This window comes from Intestinibaculum porci (assembly GCF_003925875.1).
In the GTDB taxonomy this organism is placed as follows: Bacteria; Bacillota_I; Bacilli_A; order Erysipelotrichales; family Coprobacillaceae; genus Intestinibaculum; species Intestinibaculum porci.
The window spans coordinates 2834395-2852244 of record NZ_AP019309.1 but is presented as its reverse complement, the minus strand read 5'-3'; the positions used below and the strand labels follow the sequence as shown (position 1 = coordinate 2852244).

At 42.1% G+C, this 17850-nt stretch carries 18 protein-coding genes, 1 tRNA gene and 1 rRNA gene; 19 read left to right on the top strand and 1 reads right to left on the bottom strand.

The genetic code is table 11. The features are described from left to right. The first annotated feature begins 32 nt into the window (after nucleotides 1-32). The 4 genes from rrf (at nucleotide 33) to SG0102_RS13680 (ending at nucleotide 5049) form a co-directional block, all read left to right on the top strand. Nucleotides 33-141 (top strand): 5S ribosomal RNA (gene rrf, locus SG0102_RS13695). 574 nt (nucleotides 142-715) lie between these two features. Beyond that, nucleotides 716-1552, top strand: coding sequence for a BglG family transcription antiterminator LicT (gene licT / locus SG0102_RS13690; RefSeq protein WP_125120457.1), 837 nt, complete (start codon nucleotides 716-718; stop codon nucleotides 1550-1552). Nucleotides 1553-1677: 125 nt separating this feature from the next. After that, nucleotides 1678-3579 carry a beta-glucoside-specific PTS transporter subunit IIABC gene (locus SG0102_RS13685; RefSeq protein WP_125120456.1) on the top strand — a complete coding sequence of 634 codons (1902 nt, stop codon included), beginning with the start codon at nucleotides 1678-1680 and terminating at the stop codon, nucleotides 3577-3579. 24 nt (nucleotides 3580-3603) lie between these two features. Next, a complete protein-coding gene (locus SG0102_RS13680) occupies nucleotides 3604-5049 on the top strand; it encodes a glycoside hydrolase family 1 protein (RefSeq protein ID WP_125120455.1) in 1446 nt (481 codons plus the stop codon). 69 nt (nucleotides 5050-5118) lie between these two features. On the opposite strand, the gene SG0102_RS13675 is transcribed toward SG0102_RS13680, so the two are convergent. Further along, nucleotides 5119-5196, bottom strand: a tRNA-Thr gene (locus SG0102_RS13675). A gap of 117 nt (nucleotides 5197-5313) precedes the next feature. Here SG0102_RS13675 and SG0102_RS13670 point away from each other — a divergent pair. From SG0102_RS13670 to SG0102_RS13605, 15 genes are all read left to right on the top strand, one after another. After that, on the top strand, nucleotides 5314-5508 hold the full coding sequence (locus tag SG0102_RS13670) for a hypothetical protein (RefSeq protein WP_125120454.1): 195 nt from the start codon (nucleotides 5314-5316) through the stop codon (nucleotides 5506-5508). 147 nt (nucleotides 5509-5655) lie between these two features. Continuing rightward, nucleotides 5656-6687: a sulfate ABC transporter substrate-binding protein gene (locus tag SG0102_RS13665; RefSeq protein WP_125120453.1), complete on the top strand. Its 1032-nt coding sequence runs from the start codon at nucleotides 5656-5658 to the stop codon at nucleotides 6685-6687. Further along, the gene (gene cysT, locus SG0102_RS13660; protein WP_125120452.1) at nucleotides 6671-7498 is read left to right on the top strand and encodes a sulfate ABC transporter permease subunit CysT; all 828 of its coding nucleotides are present in this window, start codon (nucleotides 6671-6673) and stop codon (nucleotides 7496-7498) included. Before SG0102_RS13665 ends, cysT begins: the two co-directional genes overlap by 17 nt. A 12-nt stretch (nucleotides 7499-7510) precedes the next feature. Beyond that, nucleotides 7511-8314 (top strand): sulfate ABC transporter permease, encoded by an 804-nt coding sequence (locus tag SG0102_RS15500; RefSeq protein WP_179951175.1) that lies wholly within the window; start codon nucleotides 7511-7513, stop codon nucleotides 8312-8314. After that, nucleotides 8315-9385, top strand: a complete 1071-nt coding sequence (locus SG0102_RS15495) for an ABC transporter ATP-binding protein (RefSeq protein WP_179951174.1) — start codon at nucleotides 8315-8317, stop codon at nucleotides 9383-9385. Between the two features lie 9 nt (nucleotides 9386-9394). Further along, nucleotides 9395-11041: an adenylyl-sulfate reductase subunit alpha gene (locus tag SG0102_RS13650; RefSeq protein ID WP_125120451.1), complete on the top strand. Its 1647-nt coding sequence runs from the start codon at nucleotides 9395-9397 to the stop codon at nucleotides 11039-11041. Next, the gene (locus SG0102_RS13645) at nucleotides 11031-11330 is read left to right on the top strand and encodes an indolepyruvate ferredoxin oxidoreductase subunit alpha (protein ID WP_125120450.1); all 300 of its coding nucleotides are present in this window, start codon (nucleotides 11031-11033) and stop codon (nucleotides 11328-11330) included. Before SG0102_RS13650 ends, SG0102_RS13645 begins: the two co-directional genes overlap by 11 nt. 11 nt (nucleotides 11331-11341) lie before the next feature. Then, a complete protein-coding gene (gene cysD / locus SG0102_RS13640; protein ID WP_125120449.1) occupies nucleotides 11342-12238 on the top strand; it encodes a sulfate adenylyltransferase subunit CysD in 897 nt (298 codons plus the stop codon). Then, on the top strand, nucleotides 12238-13857 hold the full coding sequence (locus SG0102_RS13635; RefSeq protein ID WP_125120448.1) for a sulfate adenylyltransferase subunit 1: 1620 nt from the start codon (nucleotides 12238-12240) through the stop codon (nucleotides 13855-13857). The genes cysD and SG0102_RS13635 overlap by 1 nt, the downstream gene beginning before the upstream one ends. A 92-nt stretch (nucleotides 13858-13949) precedes the next feature. Next, complete coding sequence (locus SG0102_RS13630; RefSeq protein WP_125120447.1) at nucleotides 13950-15149, top strand: aminotransferase class V-fold PLP-dependent enzyme; 1200 nt, start codon at nucleotides 13950-13952, stop codon at nucleotides 15147-15149. Nucleotides 15150-15152: 3 nt separating this feature from the next. Continuing rightward, nucleotides 15153-15359 (top strand): sulfur carrier protein ThiS, encoded by a 207-nt coding sequence (thiS, locus tag SG0102_RS13625; RefSeq protein ID WP_125120446.1) that lies wholly within the window; start codon nucleotides 15153-15155, stop codon nucleotides 15357-15359. Further along, nucleotides 15360-16175 (top strand): thiazole biosynthesis adenylyltransferase ThiF, encoded by an 816-nt coding sequence (gene thiF / locus SG0102_RS13620; RefSeq protein WP_125120445.1) that lies wholly within the window; start codon nucleotides 15360-15362, stop codon nucleotides 16173-16175. It begins immediately after the preceding gene. Between the two features lies 1 nt (nucleotide 16176). Further along, nucleotides 16177-16587: a M67 family metallopeptidase gene (locus tag SG0102_RS13615; RefSeq protein WP_125120444.1), complete on the top strand. Its 411-nt coding sequence runs from the start codon at nucleotides 16177-16179 to the stop codon at nucleotides 16585-16587. Nucleotides 16588-16600: 13 nt separating this feature from the next. Next, the gene (locus SG0102_RS13610) at nucleotides 16601-17461 is read left to right on the top strand and encodes a 4Fe-4S binding protein (protein ID WP_125120443.1); all 861 of its coding nucleotides are present in this window, start codon (nucleotides 16601-16603) and stop codon (nucleotides 17459-17461) included. Further along, complete coding sequence (locus SG0102_RS13605) at nucleotides 17454-17699, top strand: sulfurtransferase TusA family protein (RefSeq protein ID WP_125120442.1); 246 nt, start codon at nucleotides 17454-17456, stop codon at nucleotides 17697-17699. Before SG0102_RS13610 ends, SG0102_RS13605 begins: the two co-directional genes overlap by 8 nt. The last annotated feature ends 151 nt before the right edge of the window (nucleotides 17700-17850 follow it).

Here is a 17850-nt window from a genome sequence, read left to right as displayed (position 1 = left end):
ATTGTGTGCGGTTTTCAGGGGAGATCCTGAGATCCGGTAGCGATGGCGTGATGGAGACACCCGTACCCATGCCGAACACGGAAGTTAAGCATCACAGCGTCGACGATAGTCAGAAATGGCGACAATAGAACGCTGCCGGTCGATAGCACCTCAGATGAGGTGCTTTTGTTTTGCGTGAGATTTATACCTCACGCTTTTTTAATTGCGCTCATGAAATGTGAACATCATTTCTGATAATCATATTTATCCACTAAAGCAGTGAATAACACATTCAGAAACACAAATAATCCACCAACGCTGTCGATAAACATAAAAAAGGGGAAGTAACGCACAATGACGGTGGAAAAGAGCTCTGAGCAAAGAAGAAAGTCACCATTTATGTGAACAGGAACTCCAATGTGATAAGAAATCCACCATTACTGTCGATAAGTATTAAAGAAGCAAAAGAAACGCACGAGGATGACTGCTATGAAATCCTATCATGTTTTAGTGATTCCTCTTATGTTATTCTTTCATTACTGTTGAATAATATGACATTTCTTTTGAAAACGCTTAAAAAGTTGTTGCAAAGATGAAAGCGTTATGATAAAGTAATGCCTGCAAGGATAGTAATCGAAAGAGCTATACCTATAAACAAATAGAATGTGTCTATGATTCTTTTCGTATGCAGATTTTAGGTGTTTGTAGGTATTTTTCTTTTGGAAAGGAGATATAGATGGAAATTAAGCGTGTTCTCAATAACAATGTGGCTATTATTGAAAGTGAAGGTCAAGAAAAGATTGTAATGGGGAAAGGCATTTATTTCTCGAAACATGCAGGTGATGAAATTGATGAATCAAAAGTCAATAAGACATTTGTATCCTCTACCCCTAAAACGTTTGATATGTATATTCATCTCTTTTCTGAGATTCCTTATGAATATATTGATCTCTCTCAGGAGATTATTAACTATGCCAAGACCACGCTCGGTAATAAGTTAGATGAAAAAATTAATATTGATTTAACGGATCATATGTATGGTTCCATCAAAAGATTTAAAGATGGTATTACAGTAAAGAATGCTTTGCTTTGGGATATTGAAAAGTTTTATCCTTATGAATTTGAAGTTGGTGAATATGCTTTAAAAAAGATTGAGGAAAAGTTTGATGTTGCACTGCCTAAGGATGAAGCAGGTTTTATTGCTTTGCACTTTGTTAATGCGGAACTTTCTGAAGGTAATATTGAAAATATCTATGATATCACTAAGGTCATGCAGGAAGTGATGAATATCATCAAGTATAGTTTCCATCGTGAATTTAACACCGAAAGCGTTTATTACTATCGCTTTATGACACACTTGCGCTTTTTTGCTCAGCGTTTAATTAAAAAGAAAACTTTTGATGATACGGGTGATCAGGATCTTTATGATCTGATCAAATTGAAATATAAAGAAGCCAGTGCCTGCACTGAAAAGATTGCTGTGTACTGCAAAAAAACGTATAAATATGATCTTTCATCAGAAGAACAAATGTATCTGACGATTCATATTGAACGACTGATTACGAAAGGATAGATATTTGATGTGTAAAGGAGTTGAGGCTAAGGGTAAGGATTAAAGTTTTTCATGGATGGTAACATTGAGTTGGCCAAACCTTCGTATAAGAATTGAAGTTCATGATTAACGGAGGAAAAAGAAAAATGGGAAAATATGAACAACTTGCAAAAGAAATCGTCAAAGAAGTTGGCGGAACAGAAAACATTAATAGTGTCACACATTGTATTACGAGATTAAGATTTCGCTTAAAGGATGAAAGTAAAGCGAATGATAAGAAGATTGAAGCTATGGATGAAGTCGTAACTGTCATGCATTCAGCTGGTCAGTACCAGGTCGTTATTGGCAATAAAGTGCCTTATGTGTATGAAGATGTCTGTGCGGTGGCTGGTATTGCCGCACAAGGTGCTGAAGAAGAGGAAGAAGCACCAAAAGGTGTTTTCAATAAACTCATGGATATCATTTCTGGCTGCTTCTCACCTATTTTAGGGGTGATGTGTGCGGCAGGTATTATTAAGGGCCTCAATGCTCTCTTATCTTTTTTAATGGGGAGCAGCTATAGTGCAACGGGAACGTATGCGATCTTAAATGCGACCGGAGATGCAATCTTCTATTTCTTACCAGTTGCTTTAGGCTTTGCATCAGCTAAAAAATTCAAACTGAATCCAATGATCGGGATGGTCATCGGTTTAGCCCTGTGCTATCCAACTATTCAGTTGAGTGCGTTCAGTAGTGGCAAGGCGTTAGGCACACTGCCAGTCTTTGGTAAATACTATAAGACATTTGCTGGCATTCCTTTCTTAGCCGGTAATTATACGTCAACGGTCGTACCTGTTTTATTACTTACAGCCTTAGCTGCAAAGATTGAAAAAGTTGCAAAAAAGATCGTGCCGGAGATGTTACAGAATTTCTTTGTGCCATTCTTTGTCTTACTGATTACCTTACCTTTAGGCTTCCTTATCATCGGTCCAGTTGTCACTTTACTGACCAACTTATTATCAGGATTCTTTTCAATGTTATATAAAGCATCACCAGTTGCCACCGGTGCTGTTGTTGGTTTCTTCTGGCAGGCATTAGTCATCTTTGGCTTACATTGGGCTTTAGTACCACTCGGATTACTCAACTTATCACAATTAGGCTATGATACGATTCTCTTTACTGGTTTCTTTGGTGCCTCTTTTGCCCAGACCGCCGCTTTATTTGCGATGTATCTGAAGATGAAGGATAAGAAGAGAAAGAATCTAGCATTACCTGCTGTTATTTCTGGTTTATGCGGGGTTACTGAACCTTCTATCTATGGTTTCACATTACCAGCTAAAACGCCATTTATCGCATCAATGATCGGTGGCGGTGTAGCCGGCGGTCTGATCAATGCTTTAGGCACAAAATGTTATATTTATGGTGGTTTAGGTATCTTTGGTGTGACAAACTATATCTCCCCAAAAGGTGATGCATCAGGCATGATGAATGTTCTCATTGGGATTGCTGTGGCTATGGTGATCGGTTTTGTTCTTACTTATTTCTTATGGAAAGATGACACTGCAGCAGCGATCGACTCCGCGAAAGAGGATACCAAGACAGTACGTGATGCAAGCATCGACAGTCCTGTGGATGGCGAAGTGATCGCTTTAGAAGAATTAAAAGATGCGGCTTTTGCCAGCGGTGCTTTAGGAAAAGGCTGTGGTATTATGCCATCAATCAGTTCAGCTACACCTATTTATGCACCCGTATCAGGAACTGTATCCACTTTATTCCCAACCCTGCATGCTATCGGTTTAACATCTGATGATGGTGTAGAAGTTCTGATTCATATTGGTCTCAATACTGTTCAGCTTGAAGGCAAAGGCTTTACACCTCATATTAAACAGGGTGATCATGTGAATCAGGGGGATCTGCTGATGGAGGTGGATTTTGCCATGTTAGTGAAAGAAGGCTACGTAATTCAGACGCCGGTTGTCATTACCAATACAAGTGCATTTAAAGATGTTATGATAAAAAAGAAAGGAAAGATCACAGCGAAAGCAGAAATGCTGGAAGTGATTGCCTAGGAAATAAAAGGAGGAGAAGAAAAAATGAGTTTTCCAAAAGGTTTTTTATGGGGCGGGGCTACCGCTGCCAATCAGTTAGAAGGTGCCTGGAATGAAGACGGCAAAGGGATTTCGATTTCCGATATCTCAACGGGCGGTTCTGCCACATCTTCTAAACGAATTACCCCACAATTACAAGAAGGAACCTATTATCCATCACATGTGGCGATTGATCATTATCATCGCTATAAAGAAGATATTAAGCTCTTTGCGGAAATGGGCTTTAAAGTGTATCGTTTTTCCATTAACTGGACACGTATTTACCCAACTGGACTAGAAGATGAACCAAATGAAAAAGGTTTAGCTTTTTATGAAGATTTGATTGATGAATGTCGCAAATACAATATTGAACCACTCATTACCTTGTGTCATTATGAAATTCCTTTTGAACTGGTGAAAAAATATAATGGTTTCGCCTCAAGAAAGACGATTGATTGCTTTATCAAATATTGTCGCACCGTCTTTGAGCGTTACAAAGGCAAAGTCAAATACTGGCTGACATTTAATGAAATCAATAATGGGACCAACCCTGTGGGCGGTTATCTGGCATTAGGGGTGCTCAATGAATTAGAAAAACCAACTGAGTTTATGCATCCTAAAGATGATCCACAGATTCGTTTCCAGGCTTTACATCATGAATTTGTGGCAAGTGCTTTAGCTGTGAAATTAGCTCATGAGATTGATCCCCATTATCAGGTCGGCTGTATGCAGATTATGGCAACATCTTATCCGCTCACTCCTGATCCAGCTGATCAGATCCTCACACAGCAGCATAACCATCGCATGAACTGGTTCTGCTCTGATGTTCAGTGTCGCGGTTATTATCCATCTTATATGCATCGTTACTTTAAAGAAAACAATATCCATATTGAGATGGCGGATGGTGATGAAGAAATCTTAAAGGAAGGCACAGTTGATTTCTATACCTGCTCTTACTATATGTCATTCTGTCAGACTGTCCACACGGAAAAAGGAAATGAAGTCGCTGGCAATATGATGGGCGGTACCAGCAATCCTTACTTAAAGGCAAGCGACTGGGGCTGGCAGATCGATCCGATCGGTTTACGTTATTCGTTAAATGAAATCTATGATCGTTATCAGCTGCCAATTATGGTCGTAGAAAATGGTTTAGGCGCTTACGACAAAAAGAGTGAAGATGGCAAGATCCATGATCAGTACCGCATTGATTACCTGCGTGCCCATATCGAACAAATGCATGAAGCAGTGTTAGATGGGGTCGACTTATTTGGCTATACTTCATGGGGCTGCATCGACTTAGTCTCTGCCTCAACAGGTGAATATGCAAAACGTTATGGCTATATTTATGTCAATCGTTTTGATGATGGGACTGGTGATTTTTCTCGCGAAAAGAAAGATTCCTTCTACTGGTATAAAAAGGTCATTGCCAGCAATGGTGAGGACTTAGCTTAACCTGGTCATTTGACCAGGTTTTCTTTTGACATAAGAAAAAACCATCACAACGTGATGGTCATAAACAAGTGGTGCCGAAGATGGGACTCGAACCCACAAACCTTCTCATTACGAGTGAGCTGCTCTACCGATTGGAGCTACTTCGGCTTTTTTCAAGTGCTAAGTTATTATAACATCCTTGATACTAATATTCAATTTAAATAGAGAATTTCTTTGAAAGATATTAGCTCTTATGTATAATATTGATGAGAGGGGTGAAATCATATGGCTATTAAAGTAAAAGCAAAAGATGAAGATACTAAAGAAAAAGAATTAGAAGAATGGTCTTTAGGCGTCAATTTATTTGATACATCTTCAGACACACCTAAGGTCGTAAAGTTTGATGCTGGGGAAGTCAAAAAAGATCAGTCAAAGCGAACAACTTACGAAAACGAAGAACTCACGAATAGTGATTTATAATGAAGCGTCGACAATTTATGAGGTAATGAGAGTCAGTTATAAAATTATTTTATGACTGGCTCTCTTTTTTTCATAGAACACCGTATTCTCCTTTTGTGCTATCATAAACACAATAAAACAGTAGGAAAATAGGAAGGAGTGAAGACAATGAAATTCTTGAAATATATCGTTACCTGCTTTGTGATGATGGCAAGCTTAAGCGGCTGTCAGAAAACGCAAAAATTGTCGATCACTAATGTCTCCTATGATCCGACAAGAGAATTATACAGTGCATATAATAAGCAGTTTATCCACTATTATCAGAAAACGTATCACCAGGCTGTAACCGTGGTGCAGTCCCATGGCGGCAGCGGTAAACAGGCCTTAGAAGTCGATAATGGTCTTAAAGGTGATGTTGTCTCCTTAGCGGTTCAAAGTGATGTGGATACGCTCATGAAAAGCGGCTTAATCAAACAAGGATATATGCACCATTATCCGCATCAGTCAGCACCTTATACATCAACGATCGTCTTTTTAGTAAGAAAAGGCAATCCCAAAAAGATTCATGACTGGCAGGACTTAACGAAAAAGAATGTCGGTGTCATTACCCCTAATCCGAAAACGAGCGGCGGGGCCCGCTGGAACTATCTGGCAGCCTGGTATGCGTTTGAAAAACAAGGGTTAAGGGTGACGCAGATCAAAAAACAGATGAAAGCTTTGTATCATAACGTGTTGGTCTTAGATTCTGGCTCAAGGGCTTCCACAACCACTTTCTGTGAAAACGGTGAAGGGGATGTTTTGATAACCTGGGAAAATGAAGCCTATTTAACGATGAAAGAAAATCCTGGGGATTATGAAATGATTATTCCTAGCGCCAGTATTTTATGTCAGCCAACAGTGGCGTTAGTCGATGAAGTTGTTAAAGAAAAAGGCACGCGCAAGGTGGCTAATGTCTATATCAAACATCTTTATAGTGCCTCGGCGCAGCGTCTGATTGCGCAAAATTATTATCGTCCGGTGAATCAAACGATTTATCAAAAGCAGCGCGCGACGCATCAAAGCCATACCATTAAAAAATTAACGAAATGCTGGATTGTCGATGATCTTTCGATGACAACGATTGAGCATTTTGGCGGCTGGGCAAAAGCAACGAAAGTCCATTTTCAGGATGGGGGGTATTTTGATGAAATCTACAAATAAACGTGTCATTCCTGGCTTTGGGGTGAATTTTTCCCTCACCATAATCATGTTAAGCTTGGTTGTGTTAATGCCCTTGTGTTCGATTATCATCTACACCTCACACATCAGTTTTTCTGAATTTGTGAAGATTGTGACGGATGCGCGGGTGATGGCTAGTTACGGCGTAACTTTAGAAACAGCTTTGATCGCCGCCCTGGTCAATGGGGTGATGGGCTTGATCGTCGCCTGGGTGTTAGTCCGTTATGACTTTCCTTTTAAAAGCTTCGTCAATAGCGTCATTGAATTGCCCTTTGCCTTACCGACGGCGGTGGCGGGAATTTCCTTAGCTTATCTGACAAGCAGGCATGGGATCGTCGGACAGTTTGCCGGTCTTTTTGGAATTAAGATTGCATATACCCGCTTAGGGATGATCGTTGCCTTAATCTTTGTCGGTTTTCCCTTTGTCGTGAGAACCCTGCAGCCAGTTTTAGAAAAGATTGATCATGCCTATGAGGAAGCGGCGGAAATGCTGGGAGCGGATGAAGGCTATACCTTTCGCCATGTTCTTTTACCAGAAATCTTTCCTGCTTTAGTCAGCGGCGTGACCATGAGCTTTGCCCGCGGTATCGGGGAATATGGCGCGGTTGTCTTTATCGCCGGCAATCAGCCCTTTAAAACCGAAATCACCGCGATTCTCGTGATGAGTAAACTGCAGTCATTCGATTATGCTAGTGCTACAGCGATTGCGTTAGTCATGTTAGCCATGTCATTTCTCATTTTATTCTTAAATGCTTTTATACAGTCAAAAGAAAGCGTCAAAGCAACGATTTAAGGAGGTGCGCTTATGAAAAAATCTAAAACCGCAAAAATACTTATTTTGATAACGTATCTCTTTGTCTTTTTCATGCTGATATTGCCCTTGCTTTATTGCCTGGGGACCGCTTTTTCAAAAGGCTGGAAAACCTTTTCGCAGGCCGTCTTCACGACTTATGCGATCGATGCCATTGTGCTGACATTAGTCGTGTCTGTCATCTGTGTCCTCGTTAATACGCTCTTCGGTTTGCTCGCCTCTAACTTACTAACGCGTTATCAATTTAAAGGCAAACGAGTCATCTCAGCACTCATTGATTTACCATTAACGATTTCACCTGTTGTTGGCGGACTTGTCTATGTCCTGACGTATGGGCGTCAGAGTATTCTTTATTCGCTATTGGAGAAGCTTAATTTAGAAGTAATGTTTGCTCCTTTAGGGATTGTGTTAGTCACAATTTTCGTGACCTTTCCTTTTGTCTCAAGGGAAATCATCCCTGTCTTAAATACGCGCGGCACTGATGAAGAAGAAGCCGCTGCTTTGATGGGCGCAAGCGCCTGGACGATCTTTAAGAAGATCACCTACCCACAGGTGAAAGGACTGCTTCTTTATGGCATCGTTTTAACGATGGCCAGAGCGATGGGAGAATTTGGCGCGGTCTCAATTATTTCCGGTCATTTGCTTGGCAAGACGATGACGATGCCTTTATATATCGAATTCTTATATCAGGGGTATGATTTCGTTGGCGCCTTTGCTTTATCAAGCGTGCTCGTCTTTATGGCCCTCATCATGTTATTTTTCAGGCAGCTGATTGCGCTGCGAAAGGGGGATCTCTAAATGGATCAAAGCTATGTTGAATTACGTCATATCAATAAAATGTATAACGATTATAAAGCCAGTGATGATATTTCCTTTTCTATTCAGAAAGGACAGCTGATTGCATTATTAGGTCCTTCAGGATCCGGGAAAACCACGATCCTGAGAATGATTGCCGGTTTAGAGAATGCCGATAGCGGAGAGATTCTCATTGATGGCAAGAAAGTCAATGATATCCCCGCTGCCAAGCGCGGGATTGGCTTTGTCTTTCAGAACTATGCGCTCTTTCGCTATATGACTGTCTATGACAATATCGCTTTTGGCTTAAAGGTGGCTAAGTGGAAACGCAAAGAGATCGATGAGCGGGTGCAGGAGTTATTAAAACTCGTGAACTTAGAAGGGCTCGGCAATCGTTATCCTTATGAGCTTTCCGGCGGACAGCGTCAGCGTGTCGCTTTTGCCCGCGCTTTAGCCCCCAATCCAGAATTGCTTTTACTCGATGAACCGTTTGCGGCGATCGATGCGAAAGTCCGTATTGAACTGCGAACCTGGCTTAAAGAGATGATTCGCAAAGTCGGAATTACGAGTATCTTTGTGACGCATGATCAGGAAGAAGCGATTGAAGTGGCTGATGAAATTATCGTTACCAATCATGGCCGGATTGAACAAAAAGGCAGTCCGATCGCTATTTATAAACAGCCAGAAAGCAGTTTCGTAGTGGAATTTATCGGGCATCCTAACCGCATTCATCAGCCGGGCCGCTTCAAAGGCTTTGAAGATTTAAAGGCCCATCAGGCGGTTTTGCGCAGTGAAAATATAGCGATCTATAAAGCGGGGGAATACATCAAATATATCAATGCTGTGGAAGACGGGATCGTCAAGAAACGGTTATTTAGAGGAAAAGAGATTGAATATACCATTACGGTTAAAGGGCAGGAGATCACCGGCACCAGACAGGTCGAAGAGGCGATGTTAGAAGTCGGTGAAGCGGTGAAAGTGCTTATTTATCGTCTGTTTGTCTATGGTGAACATAATACCTTACAAGTCATCTGTAATCCGAATATCACGACAGATGAATCCGTTGTTATTTAGGAGGAGTTTATGGAAAGAGAAATATTAGAAACCGATGTACTCATTATCGGCGGCGGCACGGCCGGCTGCTATGCGGCGTATACGTTAGCGAAAAAGTCCGATGTCCAGGTGATCATCGCCGAAAAGGCCAACATCAAACGCTCTGGCTGTTTAGCTGCCGGCGTCAATGCGATTAACTGTTATATCACCAAAAGGCATGATCCCCAATTCTATGTCGATTATGCGATGAAAGATGCCCATGGCATCGCGCGGGAAGACTTACTGTTATCGATGTGTGAACGGGTCAATCAGACGGTTAAGGAATTAGAAGATCATGGTTTAGTCATTTTGAAAGATGAAAATGGCGACTATGTCACAAGAGGAAATCGGAATATCAAAATTAATGGGGAAAACATCAAACCGATCCTCGCTTCGATGGTGAAAGATCCGCATATCAAAGTTATCAATCATGTCAATATTACCAATTATCTGATGGAAGATGGGGCTGTAAAGGGCGCTTATGGCTTTGATGTTAATGAAAAGAAAGCCTATGTCATCAAAGCCAAAGCGACGTTGATTGCGACCGGCGGAGCGAGCGGCCTCTATCGTCCCAATAATCCTGGCTTCTCTCGTCATAAGATGTGGTATCCGCCATTTAATACCGGTGCCGGTTATGCGATGGGGATTCTCAATGGCGCCGAGATGACGACCTTCGAAATGCGTTTTATTGCTTTACGCTGTAAAGATACGATCGCTCCTACGGGGACGATTGCGCAGGGCGTTGGCGCGAAACAGTTAAACAGTAAAGGCGAAATCTATGAAACGAAGTATGGTTTAACAACCTCTCAGCGTCTTTATGGCACGGTGAATGAAACTTTGGAAGGACGCGGCCCTTGTTACCTGGGGACAAAGGGGATTTCTTCGGAAGCGGAAGAAGATCTCTATAAGGCTTACCTCAACATGGCGCCAAGTCAGACGCTGAAATGGTTAGAAGCGGGCATTGGCCCAAGCAAGCGGAACGTGGAAATTCAAGGCACCGAACCTTATATTGTCGGCGGTCATACCGCTAGCGGCTACTGGATTGATAATAAGCGTCGCACCACGCTTACAGGGCTCTACGCGGCTGGGGATGTAGCCGGCGGCGCGCCACAGAAATATGTCACCGGCGGCTTAGCGGAAGGAGAGATCGCGGCGGAGACCATCCTGCAGGATTTATCCTCATTATCTTTGCCTTTGCATGTCTCTTTTGATGATCAGGAATACGAACATTTCTTTACCAATCAAGAAGCGTTATTTAGCGTCGATGATTTAGAAGAAACGATGCAGAAGATCATGGATCAGTATGCTGGTGGGATTGGCAGTTACTATCAGTATAATGAAGCGTCACTTACGTTAGCGAAAGCCCATATCCAGGAACTGATTCCGCTATCTGATCAGTTAGTCGCCAAAAATACGGATGACTTATTAAGAATATATGAATTAAAAGAACGTTTGGTTGTCTGCCTCTCAGTGATCGCTCACTTAGCGGCGCGGAAAGAGACAAGATGGCATAGCTTTGCGGAAAATAAAGATTATCCAGATGTTTCTCACGATTACGATGTCTTTATCAATTCCGTTTATCGCGATGGGGACATCACGATCATCAAACGTAAGCTAGGAGGGTCTTATGAGCATTAAAATCAATGATGAAAAATGTGTCGGCTGCAAGGGCTGCGTGGAAGCCTGCCCTGGCAATCTGATTAAAATCAAAGAAGACGGCAAGGCGCATATTGATCGTGTCCGTGACTGCTGGGGCTGTACGTCTTGTTTAAAGGCTTGTCATTTTGATGCGATCGCCTTTTTCCTCGGTGCTGATATCGGCGGCCGCGGCGGCACGCTGCATTATGAAGAAAAAGGGGATCATGCCTACTGGCGCTTTAAAGACCAGACGATCACGATCAATAAGAAAGAATCAAATCAATATTAGGAGGAATCATCATGAGTCAATCGCACTTAGATGCCTTAGAAGCTGAGGCTATATATATTATTCGAGAAGTAGCGGCGGAATGCGAGAATCCGGTGATGCTTTATTCGATTGGGAAAGACAGTTCAGTGATGCTGCACCTGGCATTAAAAGCATTCTATCCAGAAAAACCGCCTTTTCCATTCTTGCATGTCGATACGACCTGGAAATTTCACGAAATGATTGCATTCCGTGATCGTATCGCTAAAGAGTTAGGCATTGAAATGATCGCCTACACCAATCAGGAAGGCGTTAAAGCCGGTGTCAATCCGTTTGATTACGGTTCATCGTATACCGACATTATGAAAACCCAGGCGCTCAAACAGGCTTTAAAGAAATATGGTTTTACGGCAGCCTTTGGCGGCGGGCGTCGTGATGAAGAAAAATCACGTGCCAAGGAACGTATCTTCTCGTTCCGTAATGAAGCCCAAGCCTGGGATCCAAAAAACCAGCGTCCGGAAATGTGGAAACTGTACAACACCCGCATTCATAAAGGCGAAAGTATGCGTGTCTTCCCAATTTCCAACTGGACAGAAAAGGATATCTGGCAGTATATCAAACGTGAAAACATTGAAATTGTACCATTATACTTCGCCAAGCAGCGTCCAGTTATTGAAAGAGACGGCAACCTCATCATGGTGGATGATGATCGTCTGAAGCTGCGTCCAGGGGAAAAGATTGAGATGAAGAAAGTGCGTTTCAGAACTTTAGGCTGTTACCCATTAACGGGGGCCATTGAAAGTAATGCCGAGACGCTAGATGAAATTATTGAAGAAACATTAAGTGCGGTCGAAAGTGAACGTACCAGCCGTGTTATCGATCATGAGGAAAGCGGCTCAATGGAAAGACGTAAGAAAGAAGGTTATTTCTAATGAAAGGATTACTTAAATTTATTACCTGTGGTTCGGTTGATGATGGCAAATCGACATTAATTGGTCATATTCTTTATGATTCAAAGCTCATCTATGCCGATCAGGAGAAAGCGTTAGAATTAGATTCGAAAGTTGGCAGCCGCGGCGGCGCCATTGATTATTCTCTTCTTTTAGATGGCTTAACGGAAGAGCGTGAACAGGGGATCACGATCGATGTCGCTTATCGTTACTTTACGACTGATCATCGTTCCTTCATCGTTGCTGATACACCAGGTCATGAAGAATATACCCGCAACATGGCGGTAGGAGCTTCCTTTGCGTCTTTAGCGGTGATTTTGATTGATGCGAGCGCCGGCGTATTAATCCAGACCAAACGTCATGCCCGCATCTGTGCGTTGATGGGGATTCGTCACTTTGTCTTCGCAGTCAATAAGATGGACTTAGTGGATTATGCGCAGGAACGTTTTGATGAAATCAGTGCCCAAATTGCAGATTTAAAAGAAGAATTACACTTAGAGAATGTCACCATTATTCCGTTAAGTGCCACGGCTGGAGATAATGTCACCACATTATCGGATCATACGCCTTGGTATCATGGACAGGCGCTCTTACCATTTTTAGAAATAGTTGATGTTGATGATGAAGCGCAGGAAGAAGGCTTCTACATGCCAGTGCAGCGCGTGAGTCGTCCTGATCATACATTCCGTGGTTTCCAGGGGCAGATTGAAGCCGGACATATTCGTGTTGGTGATCCTTTAACCATTTTACCAAGCGGGGAAAAAGCCCATGTCAAACAGATCTTTATTGGTGATCGCGCATCAGATATCGCCTCTTTAGGCGATCCGGTCACGATCACTTTAGATAAAGAAGTCGATGTATCGCGTGGCTGCGTTCTCGTTAAAGATACGACATTAAGAGTGACGCATGCATTCAAAGGCACCATCTTATGGATGGATCAGGAACCTTTAACCAATCAGAAGCCATTCTTTGTCAAGTTAGGCACAAAGCTGATTCCTGGAACGGTGACGGCGATCGATCATCTGATTGATGTCAACACGGGGGAAAAACATCAAGCGGATGTTTTACACAAAAATGAAATAGCGGAAATTGAAGTCAGCTTAACCGATGATATCGTCCTAGATGATTTTGATGTCCATAAGACCATGGGAGAATTTATTCTCATTGACCGTATTACTAATATGACAAGTGCCTGCGGGGTTGTTAATGGCGTGATCGATGACAATCGTGAGGCTATCATTGATGATGATGCACGCGCCTCTTTAAATGGTCAGAAAGTGATTAATGTCGGACTAAGAAAAGAGGTTTACTCATTAGAAGCAGTTCAGTATATCGAACGAGAATTATATCGTTATGGTCGTCATACGTATCTTTATCAGCCTAAGGCTGATGAAGATGTGAATACAGTGATCAAACATCTCAATGCGGCGGGTATCATTGTCTTAGTTTATTTAGATGCCAAGCAGGAGGCAAACTTACATGTAGATAACTATTTCAATAGTTTCAATGATCAAGCTTTAAGTGAAGAGGACGTTGTCTCACTGCTTAAGAATTTAACGGTGTTATCAAAAGATCTCAGTGAATTTAAAGATTATATTTAAGCGTTCTAAAAAAATCTTATAACACGTTCTTATAAATCTATATATACGCTAGTTTAGTAGGTAATGTATAATGGAGGCGAAAGGAGGCAGACATGAAATTTAATACACAATTAGTACACGGGGGAGAAAGTGTCATGAAATCCACTCTGCCTCCAATTGTCCAAAGCAGTGCTTTCACATTTGAAAGTGCGGAAGATCAGGAAAAAGTCTTTGCCCATAAGAAGATGGGTTATGCCTATACCCGCATTGGCAATCCGACAATTACCGCTTTTGAAAGTCAAATCAATGCCATTGAAGGCGGACGCGGCGCCTTAGCCTGCAGCTCGGGGATGGCGGCTTTATCCTTAGCCTTCCTGAATATCTGTCAGCCTGGTGATGAAATTATCGCCGGCTGGAATCTTTATGGCGGCACAATCGAACTGTTTAAGGATTTAGCCCATTATGGCATTACCACGCATTTCATTTCTTTAAATGATGCAGCTGTTTTAGAAAGCACAATCAACGCTCATACTAAAGTGATCTTTGGGGAAATGTTAAGTAATCCATCATTAGAGATCTTAGATGTGGAAAAAGTGAGCAGCATCGCCCATGATCATGGCTTACCGCTTTTTGTCGATAATACGGCTGCGACGCCGTATCTGATTCAGCCCTTAAAGCATGGCGCTGATGTGGTCATTCATTCCTCATCAAAGTATATTAATGGCACCTCTAATGCCATTAGCGGCGTCATCATTGATGGGGGCCGTTTTCCCTGGGATATCGCTCAGTATCCTTCTTTACAGGCTTATGGCAAATACAAAAAGATGGCCTATTACATGCGTCTGCGTGATGATTTATCACAAAACATCGGGGCCTGTCTAAGCCCGCAGAATGCCTATCTCAATGTCTTAGGTTTAGAGACATTAGGTTTACGCATGCAGCGCATCTGTGAAAATGCCTTAGCCCTAGCTAAGCATTTAGAAAGCTTAGGCGTTAAAGTGAATTATCCCGCTTTACACGACCCGTTAACCGCTTTATTAAATGGTCATGGCGGCGGCTTATTAACATGCGATGTCGGCGATAAAGAAAAAGCTTTTCAGGTTATTAATCGCTTAAAACTGGCACATATTGTGTCTAATATCGGTGATGTGAAAACTTTAGTAGTCCATCCGGCTAGTACCATTGCCGTGCATAACACAATCAAAGAGCAGGAACGTGCCGGCGTTTACCCAGGCACTATTCGCGTGTCGGTAGGGATTGAAGATATTGAAGATTTAAAGGCTGATTTCGATCAGGCGATCAAAGGAGAATAAACAATGAAAATTACCGTATCTGGAGAAAAGAAAGAATATCAGGATGGTTTAAATATTACTTCATTATTAGAAGAGGAAAAGGTTGAAATGCCTTTATATGTGACTGTTTCTGTCAATGAAGAATTTATTGACCAGGAAAATTTTGATACCACAATTTTAAAAGATGGAGATGAAGTGGAATTCTTATATTTCATGGGAGGAGGATGCTAAGTGGGTTTTACAAACGAACAATTGGAGCGTTATTCCCGTCACATCATCCTCAAAGAAATCGGTGTGAAGGGGCAGAAAAAACTGCTCAATGCGAAAGTGCTGATCATTGGCGCCGGGGGTCTGGGGGCACCAGCTGCCCTCTATCTGGCTGCCGCGGGTGTTGGTACCATCGGTATTGTCGATGCCGATGTGGTGGATCTCTCCAATCTGCAAAGACAGGTCATCCATACGACTGCCGATATTGGTAAAGACAAAGTCGAAAGTGCTAAAGAAACGATGCAGGCCATTAACCCTGACGTCAATGTCATTACTTATAAAGAATATATGACATCTTATAACATCATGGATATTATCAAGGATTATGATTTTATCTTAGATGGAACCGACAACTTCCCAGCTAAGTTCCTTATTAATGATGCTTGCGTGATGGCGAAAAAGCCTTTCTCACATGCCGGTATTATCCGCTTTAAAGGTCAGTTAATGACGGTCGTACCGGGGGAAGGTCCATGTTACCGCTGTGTCTTCAAATCACCCCCACCAAAAGATGCTGTGCCAACTTGTAAACAGGCAGGCGTCATCGGGGCGATGGGCGGCGTGATCGGCAGCCTGCAGGCGATGGAAGCGATCAAGTATATTACTGGTGTCGGTGAATTGTTAGTTGGCAAACTATTAACATATGATGCGTTAAAGATGGAATTTCATACGATTAAATTACCGTCAAGAGGAAAAGGCTGCGCGGTTTGCAGTGATCATCCAACAATTACCAAATTAATTGATTATGAACAGGCTGCCTGTGATTTGAAAGCGGGGCATTAAGATGAAAGTCTTACTCAAAAAAGCTGATTATGACAAGATGGTTGCCCACGCTAAGGCCAATTTGCCAGAAGAAGCGTGCGGCTTAATTGCCGGTCATGATGAAGACGGCGTCCGGGTTATTGAAAAAGTGTATCTGATTGAAAATGTCGATCATACCAATGAGCACTTTACCATTACCCCAAAAGCGCAGCTAGAGGCCATTAAGAATATGCGCCAGAATGGTTTAAAGCCGCTTGGCAACTGGCATTCACATCCGGAATCACCTTCCCGTTCATCACAGGAAGATATCCGTTTGGCCTATGATTCATCAGCGAGTTATTTGATTTTATCATTAATGAACGAAGAACCTGTTCTTCATTCATTCCATGTAGAAAATGGTCAGTCTACAAAAGAAGATTTAAATATTATTTAAGGGAGGAATGATTATGGCCGTTAACTATAGTGAATTAAAAGCAGGAGGATTTATGCGTCAGAAACAGAAAAACTGTTTCTCAATGCGTTTGGCCACAACCGGTGGTCAGGTCTCTGCCAAAGAATTAGCTGCCATTATGGAAGTGGCCAATACTTATGGTCACGGCTATATTCATTTAACCAGCCGTCAAGGTATTGAAATTCCTTTTATTCAGTTGAAAGATATTGAAGCCGTTAAGGAAACATTAGCCAAAGGCGGGGCCCGAAATGGTGTCTGTGGTCCGCGTGTGCGTACGATTACAGCTTGTCAGGGCAATGAAACCTGTCCTAATGGCTGTATTGCGACGCAGCCGATCGCTAAAGAACTGGCGGAACGTTATTTTGGGAAAGAGCTGCCTCATAAGTTTAAATTTGGGGTAACAGGCTGTCAGAATAACTGTTTAAAAGCCGAAGAAAATGATTTAGGTATTAAAGGCGGCATCCAGGTGACCTGGAAGGAAGAAGACTGCATTTCGTGTGGGGTCTGTGTAAAAGCCTGCCGTAAAGGGGCCATTACTTTAGAAGATGGCAAGATCACGGTAGATTATGAGAAATGTAATAACTGCGGTCGCTGCTTCTTTGCCTGTCCAACTTCAGCTTATGCAGGAGAGCAGGGCTACATGTTAAGCTTTGGCGGTCTCTTTGGCAATACCATTACCAAAGGTGAACCGATGGTTCCTTTTATTAAAGATCATGATACTTTATTAAGAGTCTGCGATGCCTGCATTAACTGGTTTAAAGACAATGCCAAACCAAGTGAACGTTTCTATTTTACAATCCAGCGCGTTGGCAAAGACAGCTTAGAAAAAGCATTAAAGGAGGCATACAATGGCTGATATTAAAATTGATGAAACAGTCGACATTACTGATGTTGTCTGTCCCGTTACTTTTGTGAAAGCGAAAGTTGCTTTAGAAGAATTAGATGATGGTCAGGTTTTATCCGTTCATATGAACGATGGAGAACCCGTTCAGAATGTCCCTCGCAGTATTAAAGATGAAGGGCATCAGATCTTAAAGCTCATTAACAATGAAGATGGAACTTATGATTTGATTGTCCGTAAGGTTGAAGATTAACAAAAAGTTCATATCCCATTCATAAAACTTACGTATAGTAATTTTGTCAGGAGACTGACAATAAGCAAACATATAAAATTTCCCTATCCCTAAAATGTAAACAAAGATGTCATAATAATAATGGACATCAGAAGGCATGCTTTTCCCGGCA

What these genes read in the sequence shown, in the direction of transcription:
- SG0102_RS13630 (WP_125120447.1), top strand. Translation starts at nt 13,950, where the DNA reads ATGAAATTTAATACACAATTAGTACACGGGGGAGAAAGTGTCATGAAA.
- SG0102_RS13680 (WP_125120455.1), top strand. Translation starts at nt 3,604, where the DNA reads ATGAGTTTTCCAAAAGGTTTTTTATGGGGCGGGGCTACCGCTGCCAAT.
- cysT (WP_125120452.1), top strand. Translation starts at nt 6,671, where the DNA reads ATGAAATCTACAAATAAACGTGTCATTCCTGGCTTTGGGGTGAATTTT.
- SG0102_RS13645 (WP_125120450.1), top strand. Translation starts at nt 11,031, where the DNA reads ATGAGCATTAAAATCAATGATGAAAAATGTGTCGGCTGCAAGGGCTGC.
- licT (WP_125120457.1), top strand. Translation starts at nt 716, where the DNA reads ATGGAAATTAAGCGTGTTCTCAATAACAATGTGGCTATTATTGAAAGT.
- cysD (WP_125120449.1), top strand. Translation starts at nt 11,342, where the DNA reads ATGAGTCAATCGCACTTAGATGCCTTAGAAGCTGAGGCTATATATATT.
- SG0102_RS13610 (WP_125120443.1), top strand. Translation starts at nt 16,601, where the DNA reads ATGGCCGTTAACTATAGTGAATTAAAAGCAGGAGGATTTATGCGTCAG.
- SG0102_RS13665 (WP_125120453.1), top strand. Translation starts at nt 5,656, where the DNA reads ATGAAATTCTTGAAATATATCGTTACCTGCTTTGTGATGATGGCAAGC.
- SG0102_RS13615 (WP_125120444.1), top strand. Translation starts at nt 16,177, where the DNA reads ATGAAAGTCTTACTCAAAAAAGCTGATTATGACAAGATGGTTGCCCAC.
- SG0102_RS13605 (WP_125120442.1), top strand. Translation starts at nt 17,454, where the DNA reads ATGGCTGATATTAAAATTGATGAAACAGTCGACATTACTGATGTTGTC.
- SG0102_RS13685 (WP_125120456.1), top strand. Translation starts at nt 1,678, where the DNA reads ATGGGAAAATATGAACAACTTGCAAAAGAAATCGTCAAAGAAGTTGGC.
- SG0102_RS13650 (WP_125120451.1), top strand. Translation starts at nt 9,395, where the DNA reads ATGGAAAGAGAAATATTAGAAACCGATGTACTCATTATCGGCGGCGGC.
- SG0102_RS15495 (WP_179951174.1), top strand. Translation starts at nt 8,315, where the DNA reads ATGGATCAAAGCTATGTTGAATTACGTCATATCAATAAAATGTATAAC.
- SG0102_RS13635 (WP_125120448.1), top strand. Translation starts at nt 12,238, where the DNA reads ATGAAAGGATTACTTAAATTTATTACCTGTGGTTCGGTTGATGATGGC.
- SG0102_RS13670 (WP_125120454.1), top strand. Translation starts at nt 5,314, where the DNA reads ATGGCTATTAAAGTAAAAGCAAAAGATGAAGATACTAAAGAAAAAGAA.
- thiS (WP_125120446.1), top strand. Translation starts at nt 15,153, where the DNA reads ATGAAAATTACCGTATCTGGAGAAAAGAAAGAATATCAGGATGGTTTA.
- SG0102_RS15500 (WP_179951175.1), top strand. Translation starts at nt 7,511, where the DNA reads ATGAAAAAATCTAAAACCGCAAAAATACTTATTTTGATAACGTATCTC.